The organism is uncultured Campylobacter sp., assembly GCF_905373215.1.
Lineage (GTDB): Bacteria > Campylobacterota > Campylobacteria > Campylobacterales > Campylobacteraceae > Campylobacter_B.
Window position 1 is genome coordinate 42,787 of record NZ_CAJPRT010000012.1, and the last position, 24,638, is coordinate 67,424.

Annotated in this window: 16 protein-coding genes and 2 pseudogenes; 16 read left to right on the forward strand and 2 right to left on the reverse strand. The window is 48.1% G+C overall.

Annotation, left to right across the window (positions count from 1 at the left end; genetic code table 11):
• Positions 1 to 130 precede the first annotated feature (130 nt).
• The 12 genes from QZ176_RS06995 to upp all read left to right on the forward strand — a co-directional run bounded on the left by QZ176_RS06995 (position 131) and on the right by upp (position 11,461).
• On the forward strand, positions 131 to 1,060 hold the full coding sequence (locus tag QZ176_RS06995; protein ID WP_295152304.1) for an MlaD family protein: 930 nt from the start codon (positions 131 to 133) through the stop codon (positions 1,058 to 1,060).
• A 2-nt stretch (positions 1,061 to 1,062) separates the two neighbouring features.
• Positions 1,063 to 1,626: a hypothetical protein gene (locus QZ176_RS07000; RefSeq protein ID WP_295152306.1), complete on the forward strand. Its 564-nt coding sequence runs from the start codon at positions 1,063 to 1,065 to the stop codon at positions 1,624 to 1,626.
• Positions 1,623 to 2,177 (forward strand): Holliday junction branch migration protein RuvA, encoded by a 555-nt coding sequence (gene ruvA / locus QZ176_RS07005; RefSeq protein WP_005870379.1) that lies wholly within the window; start codon positions 1,623 to 1,625, stop codon positions 2,175 to 2,177. The genes QZ176_RS07000 and ruvA overlap by 4 nt, the downstream gene beginning before the upstream one ends.
• 23 nt (positions 2,178 to 2,200) lie before the next feature.
• Positions 2,201 to 3,232, forward strand: coding sequence for a D-alanine--D-alanine ligase (locus QZ176_RS07010; protein WP_295152311.1), 1,032 nt, complete (start codon positions 2,201 to 2,203; stop codon positions 3,230 to 3,232).
• Positions 3,233 to 3,292: 60 nt separating this feature from the next.
• A complete protein-coding gene (locus tag QZ176_RS07015; RefSeq protein ID WP_295152313.1) occupies positions 3,293 to 3,511 on the forward strand; it encodes a prevent-host-death protein in 219 nt (72 codons plus the stop codon).
• The gene (locus tag QZ176_RS07020; protein WP_295152315.1) at positions 3,501 to 4,232 is read left to right on the forward strand and encodes an alpha/beta fold hydrolase; all 732 of its coding nucleotides are present in this window, start codon (positions 3,501 to 3,503) and stop codon (positions 4,230 to 4,232) included. The genes QZ176_RS07015 and QZ176_RS07020 overlap by 11 nt, the downstream gene beginning before the upstream one ends.
• Positions 4,233 to 5,058: 826 nt before the next feature.
• Positions 5,059 to 6,843 (forward strand): Mur ligase family protein, encoded by a 1,785-nt coding sequence (locus tag QZ176_RS07025; RefSeq protein ID WP_295152317.1) that lies wholly within the window; start codon positions 5,059 to 5,061, stop codon positions 6,841 to 6,843.
• A gap of 240 nt (positions 6,844 to 7,083) precedes the next feature.
• Positions 7,084 to 7,764: a DNA alkylation repair protein gene (locus tag QZ176_RS07030; RefSeq protein WP_295152319.1), complete on the forward strand. Its 681-nt coding sequence runs from the start codon at positions 7,084 to 7,086 to the stop codon at positions 7,762 to 7,764.
• A 98-nt stretch (positions 7,765 to 7,862) separates the two neighbouring features.
• Complete coding sequence (locus tag QZ176_RS07035) at positions 7,863 to 8,231, forward strand: pyridoxamine 5'-phosphate oxidase family protein (protein WP_177389050.1); 369 nt, start codon at positions 7,863 to 7,865, stop codon at positions 8,229 to 8,231.
• Between the two features lie 275 nt (positions 8,232 to 8,506).
• On the forward strand, positions 8,507 to 9,280 hold the full coding sequence (locus QZ176_RS07040) for an SDR family oxidoreductase (RefSeq protein ID WP_295152321.1): 774 nt from the start codon (positions 8,507 to 8,509) through the stop codon (positions 9,278 to 9,280).
• 375 nt (positions 9,281 to 9,655) lie between these two features.
• Entirely contained in the window at positions 9,656 to 10,249 is a 594-nt protein-coding gene (locus tag QZ176_RS07045; protein WP_295152322.1) for a BON domain-containing protein, read from the forward strand.
• 585 nt (positions 10,250 to 10,834) lie between these two features.
• Positions 10,835 to 11,461, forward strand: coding sequence for a uracil phosphoribosyltransferase (gene upp, locus QZ176_RS07050; RefSeq protein ID WP_295152335.1), 627 nt, complete (start codon positions 10,835 to 10,837; stop codon positions 11,459 to 11,461).
• A 438-nt stretch (positions 11,462 to 11,899) separates the two neighbouring features.
• Here the strand turns inward: upp and QZ176_RS07055 are convergent, their stop codons facing one another.
• Positions 11,900 to 12,085, reverse strand: coding sequence for a hypothetical protein (locus QZ176_RS07055; protein WP_295152324.1), 186 nt, complete (start codon positions 12,083 to 12,085; stop codon positions 11,900 to 11,902).
• A 232-nt stretch (positions 12,086 to 12,317) separates the two neighbouring features.
• Positions 12,318 to 14,372: an ATP-dependent helicase gene (locus QZ176_RS07060; RefSeq protein WP_295152326.1), complete on the reverse strand. Its 2,055-nt coding sequence runs from the start codon at positions 14,370 to 14,372 to the stop codon at positions 12,318 to 12,320.
• A 197-nt stretch (positions 14,373 to 14,569) separates the two neighbouring features.
• Between QZ176_RS07060 and QZ176_RS07065 the strand changes: the two are divergent.
• From QZ176_RS07065 to QZ176_RS07075, 4 genes and pseudogenes are all read left to right on the forward strand, one after another.
• A pseudogene (locus QZ176_RS07065) lies at positions 14,570 to 16,966 on the forward strand (transglycosylase domain-containing protein); the annotation flags it as partial.
• Positions 16,967 to 17,817: 851 nt separating this feature from the next.
• Positions 17,818 to 17,898, forward strand: a pseudogene (locus QZ176_RS10445) (hypothetical protein); the annotation flags it as partial.
• Between the two features lie 189 nt (positions 17,899 to 18,087).
• Positions 18,088 to 23,256, forward strand: coding sequence for an alpha-2-macroglobulin family protein (locus tag QZ176_RS07070; protein WP_295152330.1), 5,169 nt, complete (start codon positions 18,088 to 18,090; stop codon positions 23,254 to 23,256).
• A gap of 270 nt (positions 23,257 to 23,526) precedes the next feature.
• Positions 23,527 to 24,638, forward strand: a 1,112-nt coding sequence (locus tag QZ176_RS07075; RefSeq protein ID WP_295152331.1) for an FAD-dependent oxidoreductase, incomplete at its 3' end; no start/stop codon positions are given.

Consider the following 24,638-nt stretch of genomic DNA (forward strand, 5'->3'; position numbering starts at 1 on the left):
TAAACTCAGATGATTCTGCAAATTTTGCGGCTATTTGAGAAAGTGCTAAGTTTTAAAATTTAAGCCCAAATGGCTATTTTAAGGCATATCTTAGGGCTTAAATTTTACGCTCTGAAATTAGGAGAAAAGATTGGAAAATAGAACTTCATATACTATAGTAGGCGCATTTGTTATGATCTGCGTCGCGGCTCTTACGGCGTTTATGTGGTGGATGCTTACAAAGACCGACCGCGGCGAGAGCTACCGCTCCTACTATATCCACACAAAAGAGCTTCCCGTAGGCATTAAGGAGAATTCCGAAGTTAAATTTATCGGCGTAAATGCGGGCATTATTAAAAGCATCGATTTTGCCGATATCGAAAATGCGATTATTGAGATTGAAATTTCAGTAAAAAGCAAGCTGCCGATCTCGCAAGATAGCGTCGCCAAGGTAGAATCTCAAGGCATCAGCGGAATCGCGTTTATAAATATCACGAAAGGAAGTGGCAAGCTTTTCTCGCCGAATGATAAAAAGCCGATAATTGCGCTGGATAAGACGCTTCTTGATAAAATCGGCTCTAAAGCTGAAGTCATCACCGATAGCGTGAGCGAGATGATCTTTAAGATTAACGGGCTGTTGTCTAAGCAAAATACCGATAAAGTGGATAGAATTCTATCTTCGATGGATAAATTTAGCGCCGAGCTAAGTGATGAGAAAAAATTCCAAAGCTTAGACGCGCTGCTTGCTAACGTAAATACTCTCATAGCAAATTTAAACGAGCGCGAGAAGGAGCTGGACGCGCTGCTAGATAATCTAAACGCTTTTGCCGTGAGTGCTGCCAATCTATCGAATTCACTGGATAAAACCGCAGGTATCATCACTAAGCGTATCGATCGCGGCGAATACAATCTAAAAGCGATCTTGGATCCTACGCTTGAGGAGGCAAAAAACACTCTTGGCGAGCTAAAAAAATCACTTAGAGAATTTCAAGGCGCGATGTTTAGGCTAGAGGACAATCCTTACGATTTCTTTTTTAAAGACACTTCTAAAGGCGCGGATCGCGACGATAAAAAGGAATAAAGATGAAAAATTTTATAAAGTTTACGCTTGCTGCGACGCTAGCAGTGATATTTTTAGGTGGCTGCTTAGCTAAGCAGGCTAAGCCATACACCTACTACGAGCTGCGTTATGATCAAAAGCGCTGCGTAAATCCTAGCGGTGCACGTAAAAATATCTTTATCGACACTATCACGGCGACCGATCTCGTCGATAGGCGGGATATTTTAATAGTGGATTTTAGAAACCGAACGCGGTTCGCAAGCGACGCCAAATTTATTACGATGCCTAGCGAGATGGTATATAAGGCGCTGCTTGATGCGGCATTTTCCACCTGCTCGCTAAATCCGATCTTTGTGCCAAAAGAGCGGGATTTGCGCCTAAAAACCAGTATCGTAGCGCTTCAGATCAATAACGATCAAGCAACCGTCACGATGGGATATGAAATTTTAAATTCTTTAGAAAGCATAAAATCGGGCATCGTCACTAAGCGCGTTTTCGTGCCTGATCCTAGCTCGCAAAGCATTTATAATGCCCTAAATTTAGCGCTTAACGAGAGTATAAATGAAATTTTAAAGGCTCTTAGATGATAGCGGCGATCGAAGGGATTATCACGCGCAAGGAGCCCACTGCTTGCGTCATTAAATGCGCTAGCGGCGTGAGCTACGCTCTTTCATTGTCATTAAATACCTCCGCGAAGCTCACGCAGGGCAAGCTGACCGAGCTTGCGTGCGTACAAATTCTGCGCGAGGATGCCGATTTGCTGTACGGGTTTTTAGACGAGAGTGAAAAAAAGATGTTTGAAACCCTAATCAAGCTTAGTGGCGTAGGTGCAAGCACGGCGATGGCGGTTTGTTCGACGCTCGCTCCGCAGGATTTTGCGCGTTGCGTAGCTACGGGGGATGCTGCGACGCTAACTTCAGTTCCGGGTATCGGCCCAAAGACCGCTAGACGGATCATTGCCGAACTGGGCGATGCGAAGCTAATGGAATTCGGTCCTAGCGAGACTTATAAAAACGAAGCGGCGTCCGCGCTACAAAGCCTTGGATTTAAGCGCGATAAGATCAATCAAATTTTAGCGGGATGCAGCAGCACGAATACGTCAGATCTTGTCAAAGAGGCGTTAAAAAAATTAGCGTAGAAAATAAAATTTGAAGGAAAGCAATGAAATTTGGCATAGTTTTTGGAGCTCAGAGCTACGAGCACGAAGTAAGTATCATCTCGGCAATTGCCGTTAAAAATGCCCTAAAAGGCTGGGACTTGGAGTTTGTATTTTGCGATAAAAATCGTAAATTTTACCGCATCGAGGATAAAAATATGCGCGCAGCGTATTTTAAGCAGGGCGGCTATGCTAAAGCAAAAGAGCTTAGCATTGGTGCGGGCGGATTTTTTGAAAGCGGAATGTTTAGCAAAAGCATGCTAGAAGTCGGCACATATATCAATTTAATCCACGGCTGCGATGGCGAGGATGGCAAAATGGCAGCGCTATTTGAGTTTTTTGGCATCCCTTATATCGGACCTCGCATCGAAGCTAGCGTGCTAAGTTATAATAAAATTTTAACCAAGCACCTAGCCGCAATCGCAAATGTAAAAACCCTGCCGTATGAGATCGTAAATCGTACTAGCCTGCCTAATTTTAATTTTCCGATCATCGTTAAGCCCGCTCATTTGGGCTCTAGCATTGGAATTTCGATAGCCAAGAACGAAAGCGAGTTTAGCTACGCGCTGGATCAGGCTTTTGAGCTGGATGACAGCGCGATCGTAGAGCCGTACTGGGAAAACGTAAAGGAATTCAATCTCGCAGGCGCTAAAATAGACGGCAAAATCGTATTTTCGAATATAGAAGAGCCGAAAAAAGAGGGCTATTTAAATTTCGATCGTAAATATTTGGATTTTTCGCGTAGTGGCGCGATCGAGCCCGCTCGTCCTGGCGCTTTGCTAGAGGGCAAGATGAAAGACGCCTTTGCGCGGCTTTATAACGCAGGATCATTCGATGGCGCGCTCATTCGCTGCGATTTTTTTGAAAAAGAGGGCGAAATTTATCTAAACGAGATAAATCCAAACCCAGGCAGTCTCGCAAACTACCTATTTGACGATTTCCCCGAGGTCTTAGCAGCTCTTGCTTCGTCGCTGCCGCCGATGAGGCAGATCCCTGTAAGCTACGAGCTAATCACCAAAATTACCGCTAATAAATAGCCAATCGTTTAAAATTTTACGCTAAATTTTGCGTAAAATTTTACCTCAAAAGGTTGAGTTATGATAAATCAAGACGAAATTTACACCGCTACCGAGATCGTGCGCAACTTCAGCACCGTTTTAAACAAGATCAAAAGCCAAGAGATTAAAAAAGCTCTGATCGTCAAAAACAACAAATTCGAAGCCGTGATGATCAGTATGAGCGAGTTTGAGCGGCTCGAAAAAGCAGTCGAGCTGCTCAAAGCCGTTTACGCCAAAAGGAGCGGCGGTGGCGAGTAAGGAGCTCATCTGCGGCGGCGAGAGCTACAAAATCAGCTACGAAATTTCAAATTTGCAGCGTGCCGAATATATTTTGGTGCTGCACGGCTGGGGCGCAAACAAGGCGCTTATGTCTCGGGCTTTTTCGGATAAATTTCGCCGTTACGCGCTAGTGTGTGTCGATCTGCCGGGATTTGGCGCCAGCTCCCAGCCTGCGCACGCCCTTAGCAGCGAGGATTACGCAGAGATTATGCGCGCCTTTATCGCAGCTTTTGGCAAGCAGCCCGCAGCGATCATGGGGCACAGCTTCGGCGGCAAGATCGCTGCATTGCTAGCTCCGCGCAATCTCATATTGCTAAGCAGCGCCGGTATCATCGAGCCCAAGCCCTTTGCCGTGCGCGCCAAAATCGCGATTTTTAAAATTTTAAAAAGACTTGGACTGGCGGGGCTTTGGCGCGCGTTTGCGAGCAAGGATGCCGCAGGTATGAGCAAGACGATGTATGAGACGCTAAAAAACGTCGTAAATGAGGACTTCCGCGATATTTTTTCCGCGCTAAACCCGCAAAATGCGCTTATCTTTTGGGGCAAGGACGATCGCGCCACTAGCCTAAAAAGCGGCGAGTTGATCCACTCGCTCATTAAAAACAGCAAATTTTATCCGCTGGCGGGGGATCACTTTTTCTTTTTGCAGAGCGCGGATTTTATCGGCGAGCAGATCGAAAATGAGCTTGGCGGCAGCTAAATTTAACGATTTGGCGCCGCGCTAAATTTAAAACGAAACGCGATTTTGTGTAAATTTTAAAATTTAGCCGCGAAATTTTTGCGCCGCTAAAAATCGCGCTTTAGATATAAAAACAGATCACGCGAAAAGCGAGGTGGCAGCGAGTATATTTTAAAAAGCGTTTCAATGCGGCGCTTTAGTGCAGTTCGCCCGCGTTTTAAAATTTTGCGGAGTGTTTGCGCCAAAGATCGCGAACCGAAGCGTAAATTTAGATTATAAAGCCGCGTGCGTATGCGTTTAAAATTTATCAGAGCAAAAATTTGCTCTTTGGGCGCGTAGTATAAAATGAAAAGCTCAAATTGCAGCGTGCTGCGTTAAATTTTAAAATTTTAACGCAGCAGCGGATCGTTTCTACTCTGTGTTTGCGATTATGATGGCCGTACAAGACGCGCCGAAACCGCGTGCGTGCACCGAAAAGCGGGCAATTAAATTTAGTCTCACCGCGACATAAGGTCTATGTGCCACAAATAATGCAAATCATCGCGCGAGATAAGGCTCGATGTCGCAAGATACGCATCGTGCGAAAATTTCAGGTTGCGAGAGATGGATGCTGCGCGGTATCGAAAATGGAGGCACGCGGCAGCGTAAATTTATCTAGCGCGGCTCGCGCAGCCTTCGCGAGAGCATGAATTTGCGAGCGCGCAAGTTTGCAAAAATAGAATTTGCGAAGCGAGAATTCGTAAAATTTGCAAATGACGCCGAATGTCGGTCAGTCCGAGCTTGCCGCGCTTTTGCCCGCACAGGCTCGCAAAGCAGGCGCGTAAATTTATAAAAAGGATTTTAAAAGATGAATATAATATTTTTGATCGCGCACGCGGCATTCGTCCTACTGCTAGGCTTTTATCTGATCACCTGCCTGCAGTGGTTTTCGTACAAGCCCGCGCGCATCATCTTTCACTTCACCAAACCCGCGTGGCACCTCTATTTTTTGATTTTGCCGCTGGCGGCGTATTTTGGCTGCGAGATCGCAGCGGGCTTGGGCGTGGCTAAATTCGGCGCCACGCCCCTCTATGCCTTGCACGCCGCTAAAATTCTAATCGTCGCGGCCTACGCGCTAGCGCTTTATTTTTGGCAAAGAGGGCTTGATAAAAAGCTCGTCTTTACGCCGCGCGTGAAGCGATTTTTTGCGATTTTGGCGATTTGTGTGTTTAGCTTTAACGCCGCGTTTTATGCCGCGGGGGGGCCGATTTTGCCGATCTTTTTACCGCTTGGCGCCGCTCTTGCGGCGAGCTTTGCTTACGAGCGGGCACAGGCTGCGAAATTTAAGGCCGACGCACGCAAAAAATTGGCCCAGATGCCCTCGCTTACGATCATTCAGATCACCGCGAGCTACGGCAAGACGAGCATTAAAAACTTCTTGTATCAAATTTTAAAAAGCGACTTTCGCTGCTACAAGACGCCGCGCTCGGTAAACACGCTAGCAGGGCTCGTGCGCGACGTAAACGAGGCGCTACCCGCAGATACGCAGATATATATCGCCGAAGCAGGCGCCAGGCTAAGCGGCGATATCGCCGAGATCACTGAATTTTTGGCGCCGCAGATCGTCGTCGTGGGCGAGATCGGCGCGCAACACATCGAGTATTTCAAAAGCATCGAAAACATCCGCAAAACCAAGCTCGAAGCGCTCACAAGCGCGCGGCTAAAGCATGCGTTTTTGCACAGCTCCACGCAAAAAAGCGCGGACGAGCGCGTCACGATCTATGACGAGGGGCTGGAAATTTGCGGTGCGGATCTGGACGGAATAAAATTTAGCCTTAATTTGAGCGATGATGAAAACGGTGCTAGCGGCGAGAATTCCACGCTACGCGCAGAAACATCCGCCGCAGAGAGCGAAGGGCAGGGCGATTTTAGCAGTGCGGCATGCGCGGAAAAAGACAAAAATTCTAAAAATTATGGCGCCGATTTTGACGATGCAAATTCCGTATCCTACGCCGAACAAAGCGAGCGAGAATTTTGCGAACAAGCCGCTCGTGCCGCTAGCGACGATAAAATTTGTAACGTCAAAGAGTGGGGCACGCAAGAGGCCGCAAACGAGCGTAAAATTTCAAACGGGCGTAGCGAACAAGGAAAGAGGCATGAGTTTTTCGCGCCGATTTTGGGTAAATTTAACGCCGCAAATCTCGCTGCGTGCATAAAGATCGCGCGATTTTTAGGGCTTAGCGCTGATAAGATCAAAAGCCGCGTCGCGCACGTCGGCGCCGTCGAGCACCGCCTCGCGCGGCTCGATGCGGGCGGCAAGATCATCATCGACGATAGCTTCAACGGCAATCTAAGCGGCATGCTGCAAAGCTACGAGCTGATGCGAAGCTACGGCGGGCGCAAGGTCATCATCACGCCGGGCATCGTCGAGAGTACGCGCAAGGACAACGAGACGCTGGCCGCCAAAATCGATGAAATTTTTGATCTTGCAATCATTACGGGCGAGCTAAATTCCGAGGTGCTGCAAAGCAAGATCAGTCCCGTAAAGACTATCGTTTTGAAAGATAAGCGCGATCTGCAGCGAGTTTTGAGCGAAAATACGCACAGCGGCGATCTAATTTTGTTTTCAAACGACGCGCCGAGTTTCATTTAAGCGGCTTTTGCGGTACGGTTTGCTCTGTATGGCGGTATACAGAGCGATCTAGCAGGCATGTTTTTTAGACAAAAGACTTTGAACGGGTGCGGCGAGCGATTTAAACGCGATCTATCGGGCGATTAGTTTGAGCGACGCGATCTGTTTAAATAAATAATCTGGTGTGGCTAAATTTCGGCGCGCCGAAATCGGCTTGCGCCTGGTGGGTTAAAATTTGAAATCAAAATTTAAAGGAAAGCTATGGATTTACGAGAAAATATGCTAGGGCAGCTGCGGGCGCTAAGCGAGGAGAAGTTGGCGAAATTTTCGCAGCGCCTAATACCCGCGCCGCAGATTTTGGGCGTGCGCACACCGGCACTTCGCGCGCTTGCCCGCAAAAGCTTCGCCGCTTTGGGAGAGGCGGACGAGGCGCGTCGCAAGCTGCAAAATTACGAGCCGGTTTTTCACGAAGAGTTCGTGCTAAAAGGCTTTTTCATAATGCTTTTAAAGCAGGATGAGACGAAATTCGCGCTTGCTAGCAGTTTTATTAAAACGATGCCTAATTGGGCGGTTTGCGATATGTTCGCTCCAGAATTCAGTGACGACGCTTGTGCGGACGAGCTGCTAAAGCAGGCTAAAAGCGGCGCGGACGAGTTTGAGCGGCGATTTTTCTACGTTTATTTTATGCGAAATATGAGCGCGCTCACGCCCGAGGAATTTTTTGAAATTTGCGCCACCGAAAGCGACGAGCGGTACTACGTGCAGATGGGCGCGGCGTGGGCGATAGCGGAGATGTTTATCAAACAGCGCGAGATCACGCTTGCGTTTTTGGCGAGCAAGCGGGCGGCTAAATTTATCCAAAACAAGGCGATATCGAAGATCCGCGATAGCTTCCGCGTAAGCAAAGCCGACAAGGAGGCGCTTTTGAAGTATAAAATTTAACCGCGGCGGAAAATGGCGGAGGTAGTTAAAATTTCAGTTGCGCGCGGGGCTTGTCAGCCAAAATCGCGAGCTTTAAAATGTAAATTTAAGGAGAGAAAATGTTTAGCAAGGAATTTTTGGAGATTTTGAATTATGAATGCGCCGTGGGTATCGCTACCTGCGCGCAGGGCGAGGCTCATATCAGCAATACGTGGAACAGATATCTCGTCATTAAAGGTGATCGCATCCTTATCCCCGCTGCGGGTATGAAAAAGACGCAAAGCAACGTGGAGGCTAATCCGAACGTCGAGCTTAGCGTCGCAACGAAGGAGCTAGCAGGCAGGTTCGGAGCGGGGCGTGGCTTTGTAGTGAAGGGCACAGCGCGCTTTATTGATAGCGGTGCGGAGTTTGAAGAAACGAAGGCGAAATTTCCGTTTGCTACGAGGCTACTTGAAATCACGGCTAGTAGCGTAAAACAGGTGCTGTAAGCCAAGCGGCGCAGTTTGGGTGGAATTTACGGATGAAATTCCCGATGAAATTCCGCCGCGAGCTTTGCGATGAAATTCCGCCGTGAAATTTTATCGGTAGAATTTTAAAATTAGTAAAATTTTATTGACGAAACTTTGCTTCGCCGTAAAATTTTAAAGTGAGCGAAATTTTAAAGCGGGTAAAATTTCAAAGCCTGCAAAATTTTGAAGTTTGCGAGATTCATAAATCTCGCTCAAATTTTTAGAGCATAAATTTACGCATTGAAAGGAAAAGTATGAAACAATTAGAGGGAAAAACTGCCGTAATCACTGGCGGAAGCGACGGCATAGGGCTTGGCATCGCAAAGTGTTTCGCCGAAGAGGGCGCAAATTTGATCCTACTCGGCAGAAGCGAGGAGAAATTAAAAATCGCACAGGAGAACCTAGGCGGTTACGGCGTGAAAGCTTACGCGGTAGAGGCGGATTTGGCGCAAAGCAAAACGATAAAAGGCCTTTGCGAGCGCATTTTAGCACTACCCCTTAAGATAGATATCCTTGTAAATAACGCCGGACTGGGAAAATTCGTACCCTTTGAGGCGACCGACGAAGCGCTGCTAGACGCTCATCTAAACCTAAACGTCAAAGCGCCATATCTGCTTACTCAGGGGCTTTTGGGCGCGCTTGCGGCTAGCAAGGGCTGCGTGATCAATATCTCGTCGTATTTTGCGAACCGAATGCTCGTGGGGCGCACCACGACGGCGTATTCGATTACCAAAGGCGCGCTAAATTCTTTCACCAAATCGCTTGCCTTTGAGGTCGGCAAACTCGGCATTCGCGTCAATGCCATAGCGCCCGGAAGCGTGCTGACGCCGCAGTTTGAGCGAAATTTAAATGCGCTTAGCCCGCAGGGGCGCGAGGCGTTTGAACAGATGGTAAAAAATATCTATCCGCTCGGCAAAATCGGCAACGCGCAGGATATCGGCGATGCGGCGGTGTTTTTGGCGTCGGATGCGGCGAAGTGGGTCAGCGGCGCGATATTTGCGATAGACGGCGGGCTTACGACGAATTAGCCGCGACCGGGCGGAATTTTGGGCGCGAGTTTTGCAATATAAAATTTACAGTGGCGAATTCCGCCGCGAGAAATTTTACCTCGTAGAATTCGCAGCGGCAAATTTGCAATTAAATTTAGCCACGTAGAATTTTACGGCGACGAATACTGCGCGCGAAATTCCGCCGTGGCAAAAGCGCAAAATTCTGCAAGCCGTGCGAATTACAACGTAAATTTTAAAATTTATATTGTAAAATTTTACGGCGCGCGGTTTGGGCGTAATCTCGCGGCGCAAAATTTGAAGCTGCGATAAAACGGTGCCTGCGGGGTTAAATTTAAAAAACGGCGCCGGCAACCGGCTTGAGATAATTAGAAATTAAACGAGATTGGAGAGGGTTTGAGAGTTTTGTTTCTAGCGATTTTAGCGGTGTTTTTGCTCTCTTGCGCGGCGCTATTTAGCTCGTGCGCGGCTCCGCTGGCGCCCGCGGGCAACGCGCTTAGCGTATACGACATCTACTCCGTAGCGCGCGACCGCCGCAGCGTCAGCGAGGTCGCTAGCGACAAGCTCATCCAGACTAAAATTCAAAGCAAAATTCTATTTACCAAAGGCCTTAGCAGCTGGGATTTGGAGGTCGAATGCTTCTACGGCGAGGTCTATCTCATCGGGCTACTGGATAGCGAAGCGATGCGCGAGCCACTACTTGCTTTAGCTAGACAAACAGAAGGCGTGCGGCGCGTGCATACCTATCTGCGCGTCAAAAAGCCCGAATATCCGTGCAATTCGTTTGAAATTTTTACAAATTTAAAGAAAAATCTATTTTCCGACACCGACGTTTCGGGCACTGCGGTGCGCGTAGCGATCGTGGGCTGCGACGTGGTATTTAGCGGCGTAGTGAGCGACATTGAGCACGAAAAGCACGCGATCTGGTATGCGACGCACGCGCCCGGAGTTCAGGACGTGTATTCGTTCCTGCGCGTGGTAAAGGAATAGGGCTGTTAAATTTGATTGCCCGCGGCACGTTAAAATTTAACGGCTTGCGGCGAGTTAAATTTAAAAGATACGCTCGGTTTGTTTGAGCTCGTTTGCGTAGCGCCCGCATGCATGAAATTAAAATTTTATCGGCGCGCAAGGATAGCTGGGAATTTTAAAATTTGGCTTACGGGCGCGAGCATTAAGTAAATTTAAAGCCGCCTCAGACGATAATTTCGCAGATGAAATTTACGCCGCGAGCGCTCGCCGAAAAGTAGCGCTCGGTGCCGATAGAAAGCGCGCCCTGTTTAAATAGCGACCAAATCAGAGGCGACGCAAGCGAGCAAAATTTAAAGGGCTGCGTTTTTAAAAGCGCTAAATTAAAAGTGAGCCGCCGAGCTAAATTTAAACGTAACGCGCGCATTGCGAGCTAAAATGAGCTAAATTTAAAATCGCGTTGCCGTTATCGGCGAAATTTCAGCGACATGACGCGAGCGCTCGTGCTAAAACATACGATCAAAATGCCTAAAAGGGCGTAAAATTCAATAAATTTAAGGAGAGAAAATGAGCCAAAGCCAAAAATGTACATACCAAACCGCGTGCGAGCTGCCTAACGTGAGGCTGATCAAGCACCCGCTGATCGAGCATAAGCTCACGATCCTGCGCGATAGAGGGACCGATCCGTTTCAGTTTCGCATGCTCGTCGATGAGATCAGCTATCTGATGATGTTCGAGGCGACGCGCGATCTAGCGCTGCGCGAGGTGAGCGTGCATACGCCCGTGGCGCAGACCAGCGCGTATAAGCTCGCCACAAAGATCATGATCTGCCCGATTTTACGCGCCGCACTGGGGATGCTAGATAGCGTATTTAAGCTTATGCCCGACGCTAGCGTGGGATTTTTAGGCTTTCAGCGCGACGAAAAGACCGCGCAGGCGGAGTTTTTTTACGCCAAGCTGCCCGCAGATGCCGCAGAGCGCACCGCAATCATCATCGATCCGATGTTTGCGACTGGCGGCACGGCGATCGATGCGGTGAAATTTCTGCTGAAAAACGGCGTTAAAAAGATCAAATTTATCTCCATCATCGCAGCGCCCGAGGGGCTTCATAGATTTAGCGAGATCTACCCGCAGGTCGAGGTTTTTACCGCGGCGATCGACGAGAGATTAAACGAGCAAAAATATATCGTGCCGGGTCTTGGAGACGCGGGAGATAGGGTGTTCAATACGCTGTGAGTTTACGCGGCGAAGGGCTTTGCGCTGCGTTAAATTTGCGGGATAGTATTTTATGCGGCGATAAATTGATAGACAGCAAACTTTACCGGCAATGGAATTTTACGCGACGCGAAATCTATTTATAAATATGCGAGTTGTCGCCGCTCGGAATTCCGTCGCGCCAATAAATTTGGCAGGGCGCGTATTTTTACAGCGTGCGCAATACGTAGTGAAATTTAAAATTTTGCGGCGCCGTAAATTTGGTGCGTCCGTAAATTTTAACTCGTCGTAGAATTTGCGGTATTTTTGGAATTTATCAAATAAAATTTTAGCTCCGCGATGTATAAAATACGCAAATTTCAAAGTAAGAGAAAGATGAAATAGGGCGGCGGAATTTTATTATCGCCGAATTTCGCTGCGAATTCTATCCGTGCGAGATTTCGCGGAGAATTTACCGCGTCAAAACTCTACGGCAGAGCAGGAGCGAAATTTTAAAATTTTGCCGCATTTGCGGCGTAAAATTTTGCAACCGCCCGCACCGCAAATATCGCTATTTTTAGACCGCCCCTGATCGCGCTGCCACATAGCCCGCGCACAGCTCGCAAAAAAGTCCCATGCAACCACGCCTCTCAATCGTAGCTTCAAACCCCGCTACCGCCTGCGAAATTTAGCGAGCTGCAAAATATCGCGGTAGCGTTCGCGCCGTAAAAATTTACAAATCGCAAAATTTATAAATATCGCGCGGCGAAATTCCTACTTCAGCAATCCGATAAAGAAGCAGGGCGGCGCACCAGACGTACGCGAGGAGTAAAATTCTTACCCAAACCGATCCGCCCGCGCTAAAATGAAATTTCAAATTTGACGAGCAAAATTTCGCCTACTTCACCAGCCCCGCTTCCCTTAAAAAGCAGCTCGGCTCGTAGCTAACTTTTCTGATCTTATCAAATTTCGCGTAGCTTAGCACCAGCTCGTCGCGCGCTCTAGTAACCGCCACGTAAAATAGCCGCCGCTCCTCCTCCAGGCTGCCTCCCATCGCCATTAGCTTGAGGTTCGGGAAGCGGTTTTGCGCCAGATCGATGAGATAGACGCTGCAAAACTCAAGCCCCTTGCTTGCGTGCACGCTGAGCAGATTTACCCCCTCGCCCTCGCTCATTTCTTTTGCGCCCAGAGTTATGAAATTATAAAAGCTCTGCGGATCCGCGTATTTACCGGCGATCTGCTCTAAAATGCCGCATTTATCGTAGATACGCGCAGTCTCGTCCTTTTTACGTTCATCGTCTATCTTGCCGTTTTTTAGCGTTGCGCGCTTTGTCGCGATGAAATCCGCCACAAGCGCGAAAAGGCGCGAGTCTTTGATCTGCGAGATCAGCGTAGCAGACCTCGCAACTGAGCCGCTTTTTTTAAAAATTTTATAAATTTCGTGCAAAAATACGGCGCCGCCCTCGGTAATTTTATTGTGTTTTAGAACCGGATGCGAGCGAAAAAACTCGTCAAATTCCAAAGCCTCAAAGCGCGATACCGAGCCGATAATATCGACATCGTCAAAAAGCCCGAGCTGATAGTTTTTCCTCTTTTTTTCAAAAATTTTAACGCTCTCGTCGGGACGTAAAAGCCCTGCATGAATGCTTCCATGCCCAAGCGCGATTAGCGCATCGAAAAGCTCCTTGCTTAGCGCGCTGCCGACGCCTCTTGCGTATTCACACGTACTCATAAAGGCCATCATATCTTTTGGGTTTATTATCATCGCGAAGATGTCCGTAAAGGCCTTGATTTCGCGGCTTTCAAAAAAGCTCACGCCGCCTTTTCGCTTTGCACCGATACCGAGCTCCTTAAGCGCAACCTCGACGCCGTCGGCGCTGGAGTTGTTGCGAAAGATAACGGCGATCTTTTCGCGCGGAGTGCCGCTTTGCGCGATCTGTGCGGCTACGTGGGAGTATTGCGCCGCCGTATCGTCGTAAACATGCAGCTTAGGCGCGCTAAATTTTCCCTCGCGGCCCACGATCAGCTTCTTTTCGTAAAGGCGCGGATTGTTCGCGATGACGCGGTTTGCAAGCGCTAAAATCGCCGAGCTTGAGCGGTAGTTGATATTTAGCGCGTAAATTTTAGCGTCCGCAAAGCGCTTGCCGAAGCTGCCGATGATGTCGATGTTTGCGCCGTTGAAGGCATAGATGCTCTGATCAAAATCGCCGACGCAAAAAAGGCTTTTCGTCGCGAAGGCATCGATGAGGCTTCCTTGCAGCGAGTTCGTGTCTTGATACTCGTCCACTAAAATTTCATCAAAACGTAGCGGCGCGCCCTTTTGCAGCTCATGGCGCATTTTTAGCAATACGTCGTTGAAATCGGCGTAATTAAATTTCGCCTTTTCCTCCTCAAACTCGCGCAAAATATCTGCGTAAATTTCGGCAAATTCCGCCTGATCCTCGTAGTTTTTGCTAAACCACGTCGCAAAATCCGCGCTCATCTCCTTGTTTTGATACAGCGAGTACACGTCGTACAGATACGCCCCGCCGTAGGGGCGCGCGTCGCTTACGTGATAAAATTTGCGCCTTTCTACGAGGCTTTTTAGCAGCGTCTTTAGCTCGGCGGGTTGCTTTAAAATCACGCCTTTACCGAGCTCGCGAAGTAGGGCGTAGGATACGGCGTGGAAGGTGCCCGCGACGATTGCGGAGGTGGTTTTTTTATCAAAATGCCGCTGCAGCCTCGCTATCATCTCGCTTGCGGCCTTGTTCGTAAAAGTAAGAAGCAAAATTTTTCTAGGGCTCGTGCCGAGATTTAGCAGATGAGCAATGCGCGCGACGATGGTGCTGGTTTTACCCGTACCTGCGCTTGCGATTACTAGATTGTGCCCCGAAGGAGCGGTTGCTGCGGCGTATTGTTCGGTGTTTAGCTTAGCTAGAGCGTCCAAGATTATTCCTTTGCAAAAAGGCGCCATTATAGCCTAAAATCATTAAAATTCTTTGATATAATTGCGCGATGAAATTTCTAAAATTTACGTTAAAAATCGCGCTATTTTGCGCATTTGCATTCGCTCTGTTTTTGATACTAGACGCGCTTTATCCGCTAAATTTGGATATGCTAAATAAGCAGAAGAGTAGAATTTTATATGACCGAAACGGCGAAATTTTAAATATGCAGATCAGCGACGATCAAATTTGGCGCTTCTACGCAGCCGCGGACGAGATACCGCCGCGGCTGAAACAAAGCGCGATCTACTTTGAAGATCGGTATTTTTACTACCATTTCGGTGTCAATCCAGCCTCGATCCTGCGCGCAGCTATGTATAATTTTACGCAAAATTTTACTAAAAAAAGCGGGGGCAACGTCGAGCGCGTGGGAGCCTCGACGATTACGATGCAAGTTGCGCGTATGATGCGCCCCAAACAGCGCAGCTACAAGAACAAAATCATCGAAATTTTCAACGCCTTTCAGCTGGAGTGGCACTTCAGCAAGGATGAAATTTTAGGAATGTATTTTAACCTCGCCCCATACGGCGGCAATATCGAGGGGGTCAAGACCGCGGCGTATTTTTACTTCAAAAAGGACCTGCGCGAGCTTAGCAACGCTCAAATCGCGTTTCTTAGCGTGATTCCAAAAAACCCTAACAAAAACCGCCTGGACCGCAGATCAAACATCAACGCGCTTAAAAACCGCCTAATTTCGCAGCTGCGAGAGGGCGGCGTGATCTCGCAAAGCGAGTACGAGCGCGCCCTCGCGGAGCCCTTCTCGCCCAGACGCTACGCAGCGCCCAATTATGCGCCGCATTACGCGCTGTTAGCGTTTAGCAATTATAAAATGCAAAATTTTACCGCCAAAGATGACGTAAATTTTACTCAAAATTTTGACTCGAACGGAGCGCCCGGCGGGGTAGCGGAGCAAGCAGGCTCGTCTGCGCACCGAACCGCGGCGGGGGCAGAGTCAAATTTTTTGGACGCGTCGAGTGCCGAATCAGGCTTTACAGCTGCGACAAGGGGTGAGCCAAATTTATTAAATGCCGCAAATACGCAGGCGGGAGTGGATTTGAAAGAAATAAATTCCAAAGAGGCGGATTTTAAAACAGATGCGCCAAAGAGTTTAAATTTGGGCGGACGGAGGGGCCTAAATTTAAACGAGCGCGAAGGCGCAAAATCGCAGGCGGGCGTAAAATCGAATGAGCCGGAAAGCGCAGTAAAACCAAATGGAGGAAAGAGCGCAAATTTAGATGAGCGGCGAGATTTAATTAATGCCGCCCGCCCGTCGCAAAACTCGCAAAATCTAAATTTAAACGAGCAACGAGGCGCTGCGCGTTTGCCGCAAAATTTTAGCGCAGATACAAATTCAAATAAATCGCAAACCGAGTATTTGCCGCAAAATCCGAGTGCGGATATAAATTTAAACAAGCGGCAGAATGCTTCCGGTGCCGCGCATCCGCATCAAAACTCGCAAAATCCGCAAAATCTAAATTTAAATAGTCGGCAAGATACCGCGCATCCGCCGCAAGATCCGCAGGCAGATGCAAACTCTAGCGAGCGGCCGAGCGTAAATTTTGATCCGCAGACAAATTTCGCTTCGGGCGCTAGTGCTCAGACGCATTTCGCTTCATCGGACGCTAATGCTCAGACAGATTCTACTCCAGGCGCCAAAATACAGACAAATTCCGTTTCAGGCGCCAAATCGCGGGCAAATTTCGCTTCGGACACTAAGGCGCAAATAAATTCCGATCCAAACGCCAAGGCGCGGGGAAATTCCGCAGGCTCCGAAGCGAGCGCGCAGCCCAAGGAGCAAACTGCGCTAGCGCAGGAGCTTGCGCGTCTAAACGAGGGTAAAATTTATTCGAGCTTGGATCTGAAAATACAGATCGCGCTTGAGGATTTTTTGAAAAGCGAGATCCTCTCCCTGCGCGATAAGGGCGTTAGAAACGGCGCTGCGGTGCTGATCGACAACGAAAGCATGAGGGTGATCGCTTACGTCGGCAGCCACGATTTTAGCGCCAATGAGGGGCAAAACGACGGCGTGCGCTCGCAAAAAAACGTAGGTTCGACGCTAAAGCCCTTCATCTACGCCAAGGCCCTTGAGCACGGGCTCATCACCCCATCAAAGAAGCTGATCGACGCGCCGATAACCTTCGCGGGCTATGTGCCGCGCAACTACAATCAGGGGTTTTTGGGCGCGGTGAGCGCGACCGATGCGCTAAGCCTTAGCCTAAATATCCCCGCGGTAAAACTAAATTTGATGCTTGGTGACGACGGGCTGTATGAGATGCTATCAAACGTGCATCTGGCGGAGTTTAGCAAGGATTATTACGGCGCAGGTATCGCGCTGGGCAGCATTTCGATGAGCCTAATGGATCTTAGCCGCCTTTACAGCGCGTTTGCAAACGGCGGGAAGCTGCGGAAGCTCGAAATAGCGGGCGCAAAGATCGGCGACGATGCTAAAATTTTAACCCCGCAGAGCGCCTACATCGTAACGCAGATGTTAAGAAACGCGCCGCGCTCCTATCTCGGCTCGGTGTGGCAAAATACCCTAAACGCGCCGCCGTTGATGTTTAAAACGGGCACGAGCGCCGATGCACGCGATCTCTACACCGTCGCTCTCACGCCTAAATTCACACTCGGCGTTTGGCTGGGAAATTTCGACGGCTCCAAGACTAGGGATCTTAGCGGCGGCGTGAGTGCGGCGAAGGTGGCGTTTAATATGTTTGCCTTCCTCGATAAATCGGGCATGCTAGGCGAGGCGGAGTTTGCACGCCCCGCAGGCGTGAGCTTGCGGCGGGTATGCACCGACGCGTACCGCGAAAAGGAGTGCGCGCAAAGCGCCGATGATCTTACGATCGATGGAGTTGAGCCCAACGAGGAGTGCGAAATTTACGGCACGAGCGAGCTTTTTTATCTGCTAAAACACGGCCTAGTCGATCCGCAAAAGGTGCGCGCAGGAAGGTGCGCGGCTAAATTTGCCGCCGTAAAGCCCGTACTAAACGACATCAATGCCAAAACCTACGAGACCGGCGCGGACGGCACGCTGCGGCTAAAGGTGCAGTGCACGGCGGTTTTCGGCGAGCGGGTATATATCAGGCTAAGCGGCGGTTCGCGGGAGTTTATAGCGCTAAATTCCACCGCGTTTACGAGGGAGAATTCCGCGGATTTGGATTTCGAGCATTCTAGCGCGGCGCAGCAAGATAATTTAAAGCAAAATTTTGCAGAACAGAATTCTGCAGCACAAAATTCTATGCTACAAAATTCAACGTCGCAGAATGTAAAATCACAAAATCTTACGAAGCAAAATTCTGTAGAATGGAATTTTATAGCTGAAAATCCAGCCACACAGAATTTGGCGTCGCAAAATTCTATCTTGCAAAATTCCACAGAGCAAAATTCGGAGGCTCAAAATTTCACAGCGAAAAATTTTACGGATCAAAATTCCTCGCAGCAAAATTTCACGGCACTAGATTTCACCACGCAAAGCCTAGCGCCTGCAAATTCTAAAGTTAAAACGGGAGAATATTTTGCGCGCACTAACGGCGAGGCTTTTACGCTAAGTCTTGGAGCAGGGGATTTTGAGCTTGGCTGCTTGGACGAAAATGCAAATTTCGCTAAAGCAAATTTTAGAGTAAATGAAAGAAAATAAAAGGTTAATTTGTATATAATTTCGTAAAATTTTTGCAAAGGAATTTTATGAAGACAAAACTACTAAGCGCAGCGCTATTTTGCGCTTTGGCTAGCTTTGCCGCGGGCGTAGAGATCAAATACGCTAGCGGGGCTTACGAGATTAGCGGGGTGGACGGCAGTGGATTTAGCGTCACGCAAAAGCAGATCTTAAAATGCACTCCCAAAATCACGGGCACCTACGAAAGCGTGAGCGAGAGCTCAATTAGGCTTTATCCAAAGCCGATGCTTAGCGCCGGGGTTAATTATTCGTGCGAGGCGCGCGGGGTGCGCTTTGAGTTCGAGACAGAGCCTTTTAGCACCGAGCATATCGCGCTTCTGCGTCCGGGGTTAGTGGCAATTAAATTTAACGATGCGGTTAGCAAGGACGCGCTACAGCAAGCGACTAGAATTTATCGCGCGCAGAATTTAGCCCAAAACGACATATCCTACGAGCTTAGCTCGCACGATGATCGGAATTTTTTATTCAGCTTCGATCCTAAGGCACAAAACGTCGTATTGCAAATAGAATCCCTCACCTCAAAAGCGGGCGCAAAGCTGCAAAATCCGGTGGAGCTGCGCACGGACGAGGAGCCTTTTAATGATAGCATTAACGCTTCAAATTTAAGTGGCGTGCAGATTCGTCCTGCGGCTCTAAAAGACGGCTCGCTCGCAGCTAGAGTGTGTTTTCCTAACTATATGGACGAGCTGTCCGCCAAATACGTAAGAATCGCAGGCGTGAGTAAATTTAGCCTCACTCAGCCGCGATATTATTATTACGACGAAGATGAGGAGGGCGGCGAAAGCGACGATCCTTCATGCTACTACTATGCAGATATAGTAAGCGACGAGTTTATGCCGAATAAAAGCTACGAGATTAGGCTGCTAAAGGGCTTTGGAGATAGCTCATATATCTTGCGTGACGAGATCAAACAAAGCGTAAAAATGGGCGACAGGCTGCCTTTCGTAGCCTTTAGCGACGAGAAAAATTTTATCCCAAAATCCGCTTCGTTGGCATTTAAAAGCTCAAACGTAAATGAGGTTAAAATTTCGATTGCCAAAGTCCCTGAGCAAAATTTTAGGTATTTTTTAAACTTTGAAAGCAACGAAGATAGCGTAGGTGGGTTAGCTAGCGAGATCGCGGTTAAGAGCTTTGATATAGGAGGCGCTAAAAACGCCGTTGCGGAGCATAAAATCGCGATGGATTTTAAAGGCTACGAGGATGGAATTTATAAAATCACGGCGTTTTACAAAGTGGGCGAAAAGATGCAAGAGGTTTCGCGCGTAGCCTATCTTAGTGACATTACGGCTCAAGTGGTGCTGCTTGAGCGCGGCGCGCTGATTTATACTTCTAGGCTTAGTAATGGCGAGGAGCTAAGCAGAGCGAAGGTTAAAATTTACAGCGATAAAAACGAGCTAATCGTAGAGGATAAAACGGACGGAGATGGAATTTTGCGATTAGAAAATATGGAAATTCTAGCCAAAAATCCGCGCTCTATCGAGATTAGCAAAGGCGATGAGCATGCGTTCGTGCTATTTAATAACGCCGTAGCAAGCATCGAGAAAACGATTACTGCAAAGCGTCCGTTTGTTTATCTCGCAAGCGAGCTGATAAGCCCGAATGAGCGGCTTTTAGGCACGATCGTGATGAAAAATCGCGATTTTAGCTCTTTAAAAAATACGCCGATTAAATTTAAAATTTACGATCCTAGCGGCACTGTGATCATCACGCGCGCGCAAAATACCGATGAGTTCGGCAGCGTTAAAATCGACGAGCTGATGGGTGAGAAAAGCGGCACTTACCGCCTGGATCTCATCTATGAGGACAAAATCATCGCTTCTAAAAGCTTCAGCGTAGAAAATTTCGTCCCAAACCGCATTAAAAATGAAATTTTAACTGCCAAAGACGAATACGGCGCAGATGAGATCATAACTTTAAAGCTAAGCTCAAACTATCTTGCAGGCGCGCCGGCTGGAGATTTGAAAGGCTCGCTGGAAGCAAACGCCTATGAAAAAGAGCTAAAAATTAAAGGCTATGAGGGCTTTTCGTTTCTAAACGATCGCTTAAAGAAAAAGGGCGCTACGCAGCTTCGCAGAGCAGAATTTACGCTAAGCTCCGCCGGTAAAAAGGAGCTTGCACTCTCGCCGGCAGCAGCTGATCTTAATGTCTCTAACGCCATAAATATTCTACTAAATTTCAGCGTAACCGAGGAGGGCAAAAACGTAAGCGCATATCGCAGCCTGAGCTATCTGCCTTATGATCGTATCGTAGGAATTCGCGCGAGCAAGGACTTTATTTCAAGCGGCGATAGCGTAAAATTCGGCTTTGCGCTACTAGATTCCAAAACTAAAACCGACGTCAAAGGCAAGATCGACGTTGAAATTTACCGCGACGATTTTACTTACGTTTATGACGGCAACAGATACGTTGAGCAAGAAAGCTTTAATCTCGTAAGCGCCGTTAGTACTGATGCGCGCGAGTTTGAGTACAAATTCCAAAACGGCGGCAATTATCTAATCGTCGCAAACGATTACTCAAGCGGCGCGAGTGCTGGCGTGCGCGTGGACGTAAGCGGCTGGGGATATTATGGACGGGTAAACGCTAAAGACGTGCAAAGCGCTAAAATCAAACTCGCAAGCGATAAGGTTAAAGCTGGAGATAAAATTAAAGGCGTCATCAATTCGCCGGTAGAAAGCGGCGTGCTAAATATCTCGCTCGTAGGCGAGCAGGTTTACGACTATAAAATTCTATCCATAAAAGGCGGCAGCGCGGAATTTGAGCTTAGCGTACCGGATAATTTCGTCGGAGGACACATCAACGCTGTAATCGCGCGCGCTGCGACACCCGCTGCGATGCCGCTTAGAGCCTATGCAAACGTGCCGGTGGCGCTAGATGCAAGCTCGCACAAGGCTAACGTGCAAATTTTAGCCGAGAAAAGCTACAAAAACGGGCAAAACGCGCAGATCAGCGTAAAAAGCGAGCCGAATTCCAAAGTCATACTCTATGCGGTCGATCTTGGAATTTTAGATATCGTCTCACAAGAGGAGCTCGATGCATTTAAGGCGTTTGACGTTAGCGCGTATTTTGCGATGCGGTACTTCGACATTTACGACGATCTTAGCGTGTATCAAACTACTGCTAAAGAGCTAAGCTTCGGCGGAGATGGTGTTATGGCGAAGGCTAAACGAAATTTAAGCCCGGTCGAAAACAAAAAGCAGAAAAAATTTATCAAAATGCTAATCGCAAAAGCAGACGCGAACGGCGAGGCAAAATTTGAGCTTGCGATGCCGAAAAATTTCAACTCCACGATCCGTCTAAGTGCCATGGCTATCGGGGAGACGGCTACGATTGGCTCGGCAAACGTCGAAGCCAAGGTCCGAGACGACGTGATCATAAAGCCCGCCGATCTAACCTACATGGTACGCGGCGATGAAATTTCCGTGCCGCTAACGCTCATCAACACCACCGACAAAGAGCAAAAGGCGGTCTTAAAAATCAGCTCGTCTCCTTCGGTTGCTATAAGCGGCGGTGAGGCAAATTTCACGCTCAAACCGCTTGAGGTCAAGCATACGAACTTCACCGCGAGCGCGCTTGATATTGCAGATGCAAACATTAAATTTGATCTTGACGCAAACGGGCAAAAATTTAGCAATGATGTAGAATTTGACATAATCAGCCAGTTTCCGCGCTCGAAGCTATTTCACGTAAGCTACGGCGATAAGCCGGTAACGCTCAAAATCGATCCGAGCTATAAAAAAATTTATACCCATATCAGCGCTACGCCTAACGCTTTTAGCCTAGCGGACGAGCTATATCTCTATCCTTACGGCTGCACCGAACAGCTTGCTTCAAGAATGATAGCGGTTGATTATGTCGCACGCAAAGACTCCAATAAAACCTTAACCAACCGCGTAAACGAGTATGCAAGTAGAATTCTATCTCGCCTCAAACCTAACGGCGATTTCGGTTACTGGAGTGCTCACGGTGTTACTAATTACTACGCTTCGATTTACGCAAGCGACGTTTTACTAGAGCTTGACACGCGCTATAAATTCCTTAGCAATAAGCAAAGATCGCTAATTTTTAGTGCGCTAAAATCAAGCTACAAAGATCAGGATACGCTCCGCATATACGCGGATTTCGTGCTGGATCAATACGGCAAGCTCGATGATGATGAGATAAATTTCGTTTACGACAACGATCTTTATAAAGACTCGCCGATGGCTAGTATCGCCTTGGCTGCGATACTTAAAAAGCACAATATGACGACTGAGTTTGAATTTATGCTCGAAAAAATAGATGAGGCGAATTACGATTACGCTGATAACGGAGCAGGTTTAACATTTGCTAGCGACATAAGAGATGCTGCCTTTAAGCTCTACGCATTCGGCAAGGCTGGCATCAAAGATGATAGCACGGCTCGCACGGTCGATGCGATCATTCGCGATCTAAAAAATATAAACAACACGCAGGAGCGAGCAAGCGTAATACGCGGATTTGATGCGTATTTTAAGGACTCGAAAAAAGAAGCCCATTTTGCATTAAAATACGACGGTGAGGCTAAAAATTTCAATTCGCCGCTAGATACCAAACTCTCGGTAAAAGACGGCGCGATAGAATTTACGCCGATGAGCGGCAATGGCGAGCTATTTTTTACCGCTCTTGGCTTTGGATATGAAAGCGCGCCTTTAAAGCATGAGGCTTTGAGCATACAGAGCCTAAACGCCCATTCTATGGATAGCAAAAGGATTGAAATTTACCGAGAATTCATAGATGCTCGCGGCAACATAGTAGATCTAAATAGGCTTAAAGTAGGGCAGAAAATTTACTCTAAGATCAGCTGGCGAGCGAATTATTATCTTTATAATTTCGTAATCGACGAGGCTATGCCTAGCTGCTTTGAGGCGGTCAATGAGCGCCTAGGTTCGGCTGCGCAGGCTAGAGTCGAGGGCATGCAAGATAGCGTGGCACTAGAACACACGGAGTATTTGTATGACCGAGTGCTTCGCTTCCCAAAAAGCGGCTATTTTTACTATGATCCACGAGACGGAGAGAATAGTAGCGGCGTCATCTATACGCCAATAAACGTGATTATGGCTGGCTCGTGCGCGCTTCCTGCGATCTCTATCGAGGATATGCAATACGAGCAGGTAAATAACTACGATCTGCAAACGCTTAAATTTAAGGTCGCTCGCTAAGGCGTAGTGATTTTAAAGCTCGGTGCGGATTTTGCATTTATTGCAATTTTCGCGCCGAGTGCGCTTTTGCGTTCACAAGCATTTTGAAACGAGCGTCTGATAAAATTTTAAAATTTCAATCCCGCTCGCCCGCCGAATTTCAAAATTTTATATCAACGCCCATATTTCATAGCTTTTTACTATCTATTTATAACGTTATTCTATTTGACTTACATTTAAATTCGAGTTATCATTTCTTTTAAATATACACTTTCAATTAAAGGAGTTGTAATGCAAAAGCATGATGTATCAAGACGTAGTTTTTTAAAGATTAGCGCGGTGGGCGCCGGAGCGCTTGCGTTGGGAGTTAGTAGCGCAGCTGCGGCACAAAACGCCAAGGACGTCAAATTTGACGAGGAATACGATATCGTCATCATCGGCACCGGTTTTGCGGGACTTGCCGCGGCGATTAAAGCTAGCGGGCGCGGTAAAAAGGTGCTTATCTTAGAAAAGATGGGTCGCGCGGGCGGAAATTCCGTCATTAACGGCGGAAATATGGCCGCTCCGATGAATAAATTTCAAGTAGCACAAGGCATCAAGGATAGCAAGGAGCTTTTCATAGCCGATGCCGTAAAAGACGGACTCGGGCTCAATCATACCGATCTTTTGGGCGTGATGTTTGATCGCAGCAACGATGCGGTGGATCTTTTGGTGGGCTGCGGAGCGGAATTTAGCGATAAGCTGATCTTTGAGAGCGGCCATAGCGTCGCAAGAAGCTTGCAATCAACCAACGGCTCAGGCTCGGGCTACATCCAGCCGATGATGGGTAAACTTCAAAACGATCCTAACGTCACGATCAAAACCCGCACGAAATTTGACGATTTCATCGTGGACGACAGCGGTCGTGTCGTGGGCGTAGAAGCTCGTGAGGAGTATAAATTTGATCCGAAGCTCTTTAGCGACGATTTGGAAAACAAAAGCGGCGAGAAAAAGAGCTACAAAGCCAAAGACGGCGTTTTGCTGGCTTCGGGCGGATACGGACGCGATCTATGGTACCGCCAGATCCAAGATCCGCGCGTAGTACCTAGCATAGACAGCACCAACCATCCGGGAAGCTCGGCGGGAGCGATGCTAGCGGCAAATAGAATCGGCGCATTTACGCTTCTTACATCGTGGATTCAGTTCCTTCCATATTGCTCGCCCGATGAGAAGGGCTTCGGCGCTGCGGTAAATTTCACCAACCACTGCTGCAATACCTATGGCCTGACCGTCGATCCAAAGACGGGCAAGCGCTTTATGGACGAGCACGCAGGGCGCAAGATCAAGTCGGATGCCTGCTTTAAGGTTATCGGCGAGAGTGAGAAAAACGATAACTATCCAGTAAACGTCTGCGACTCTCAAGC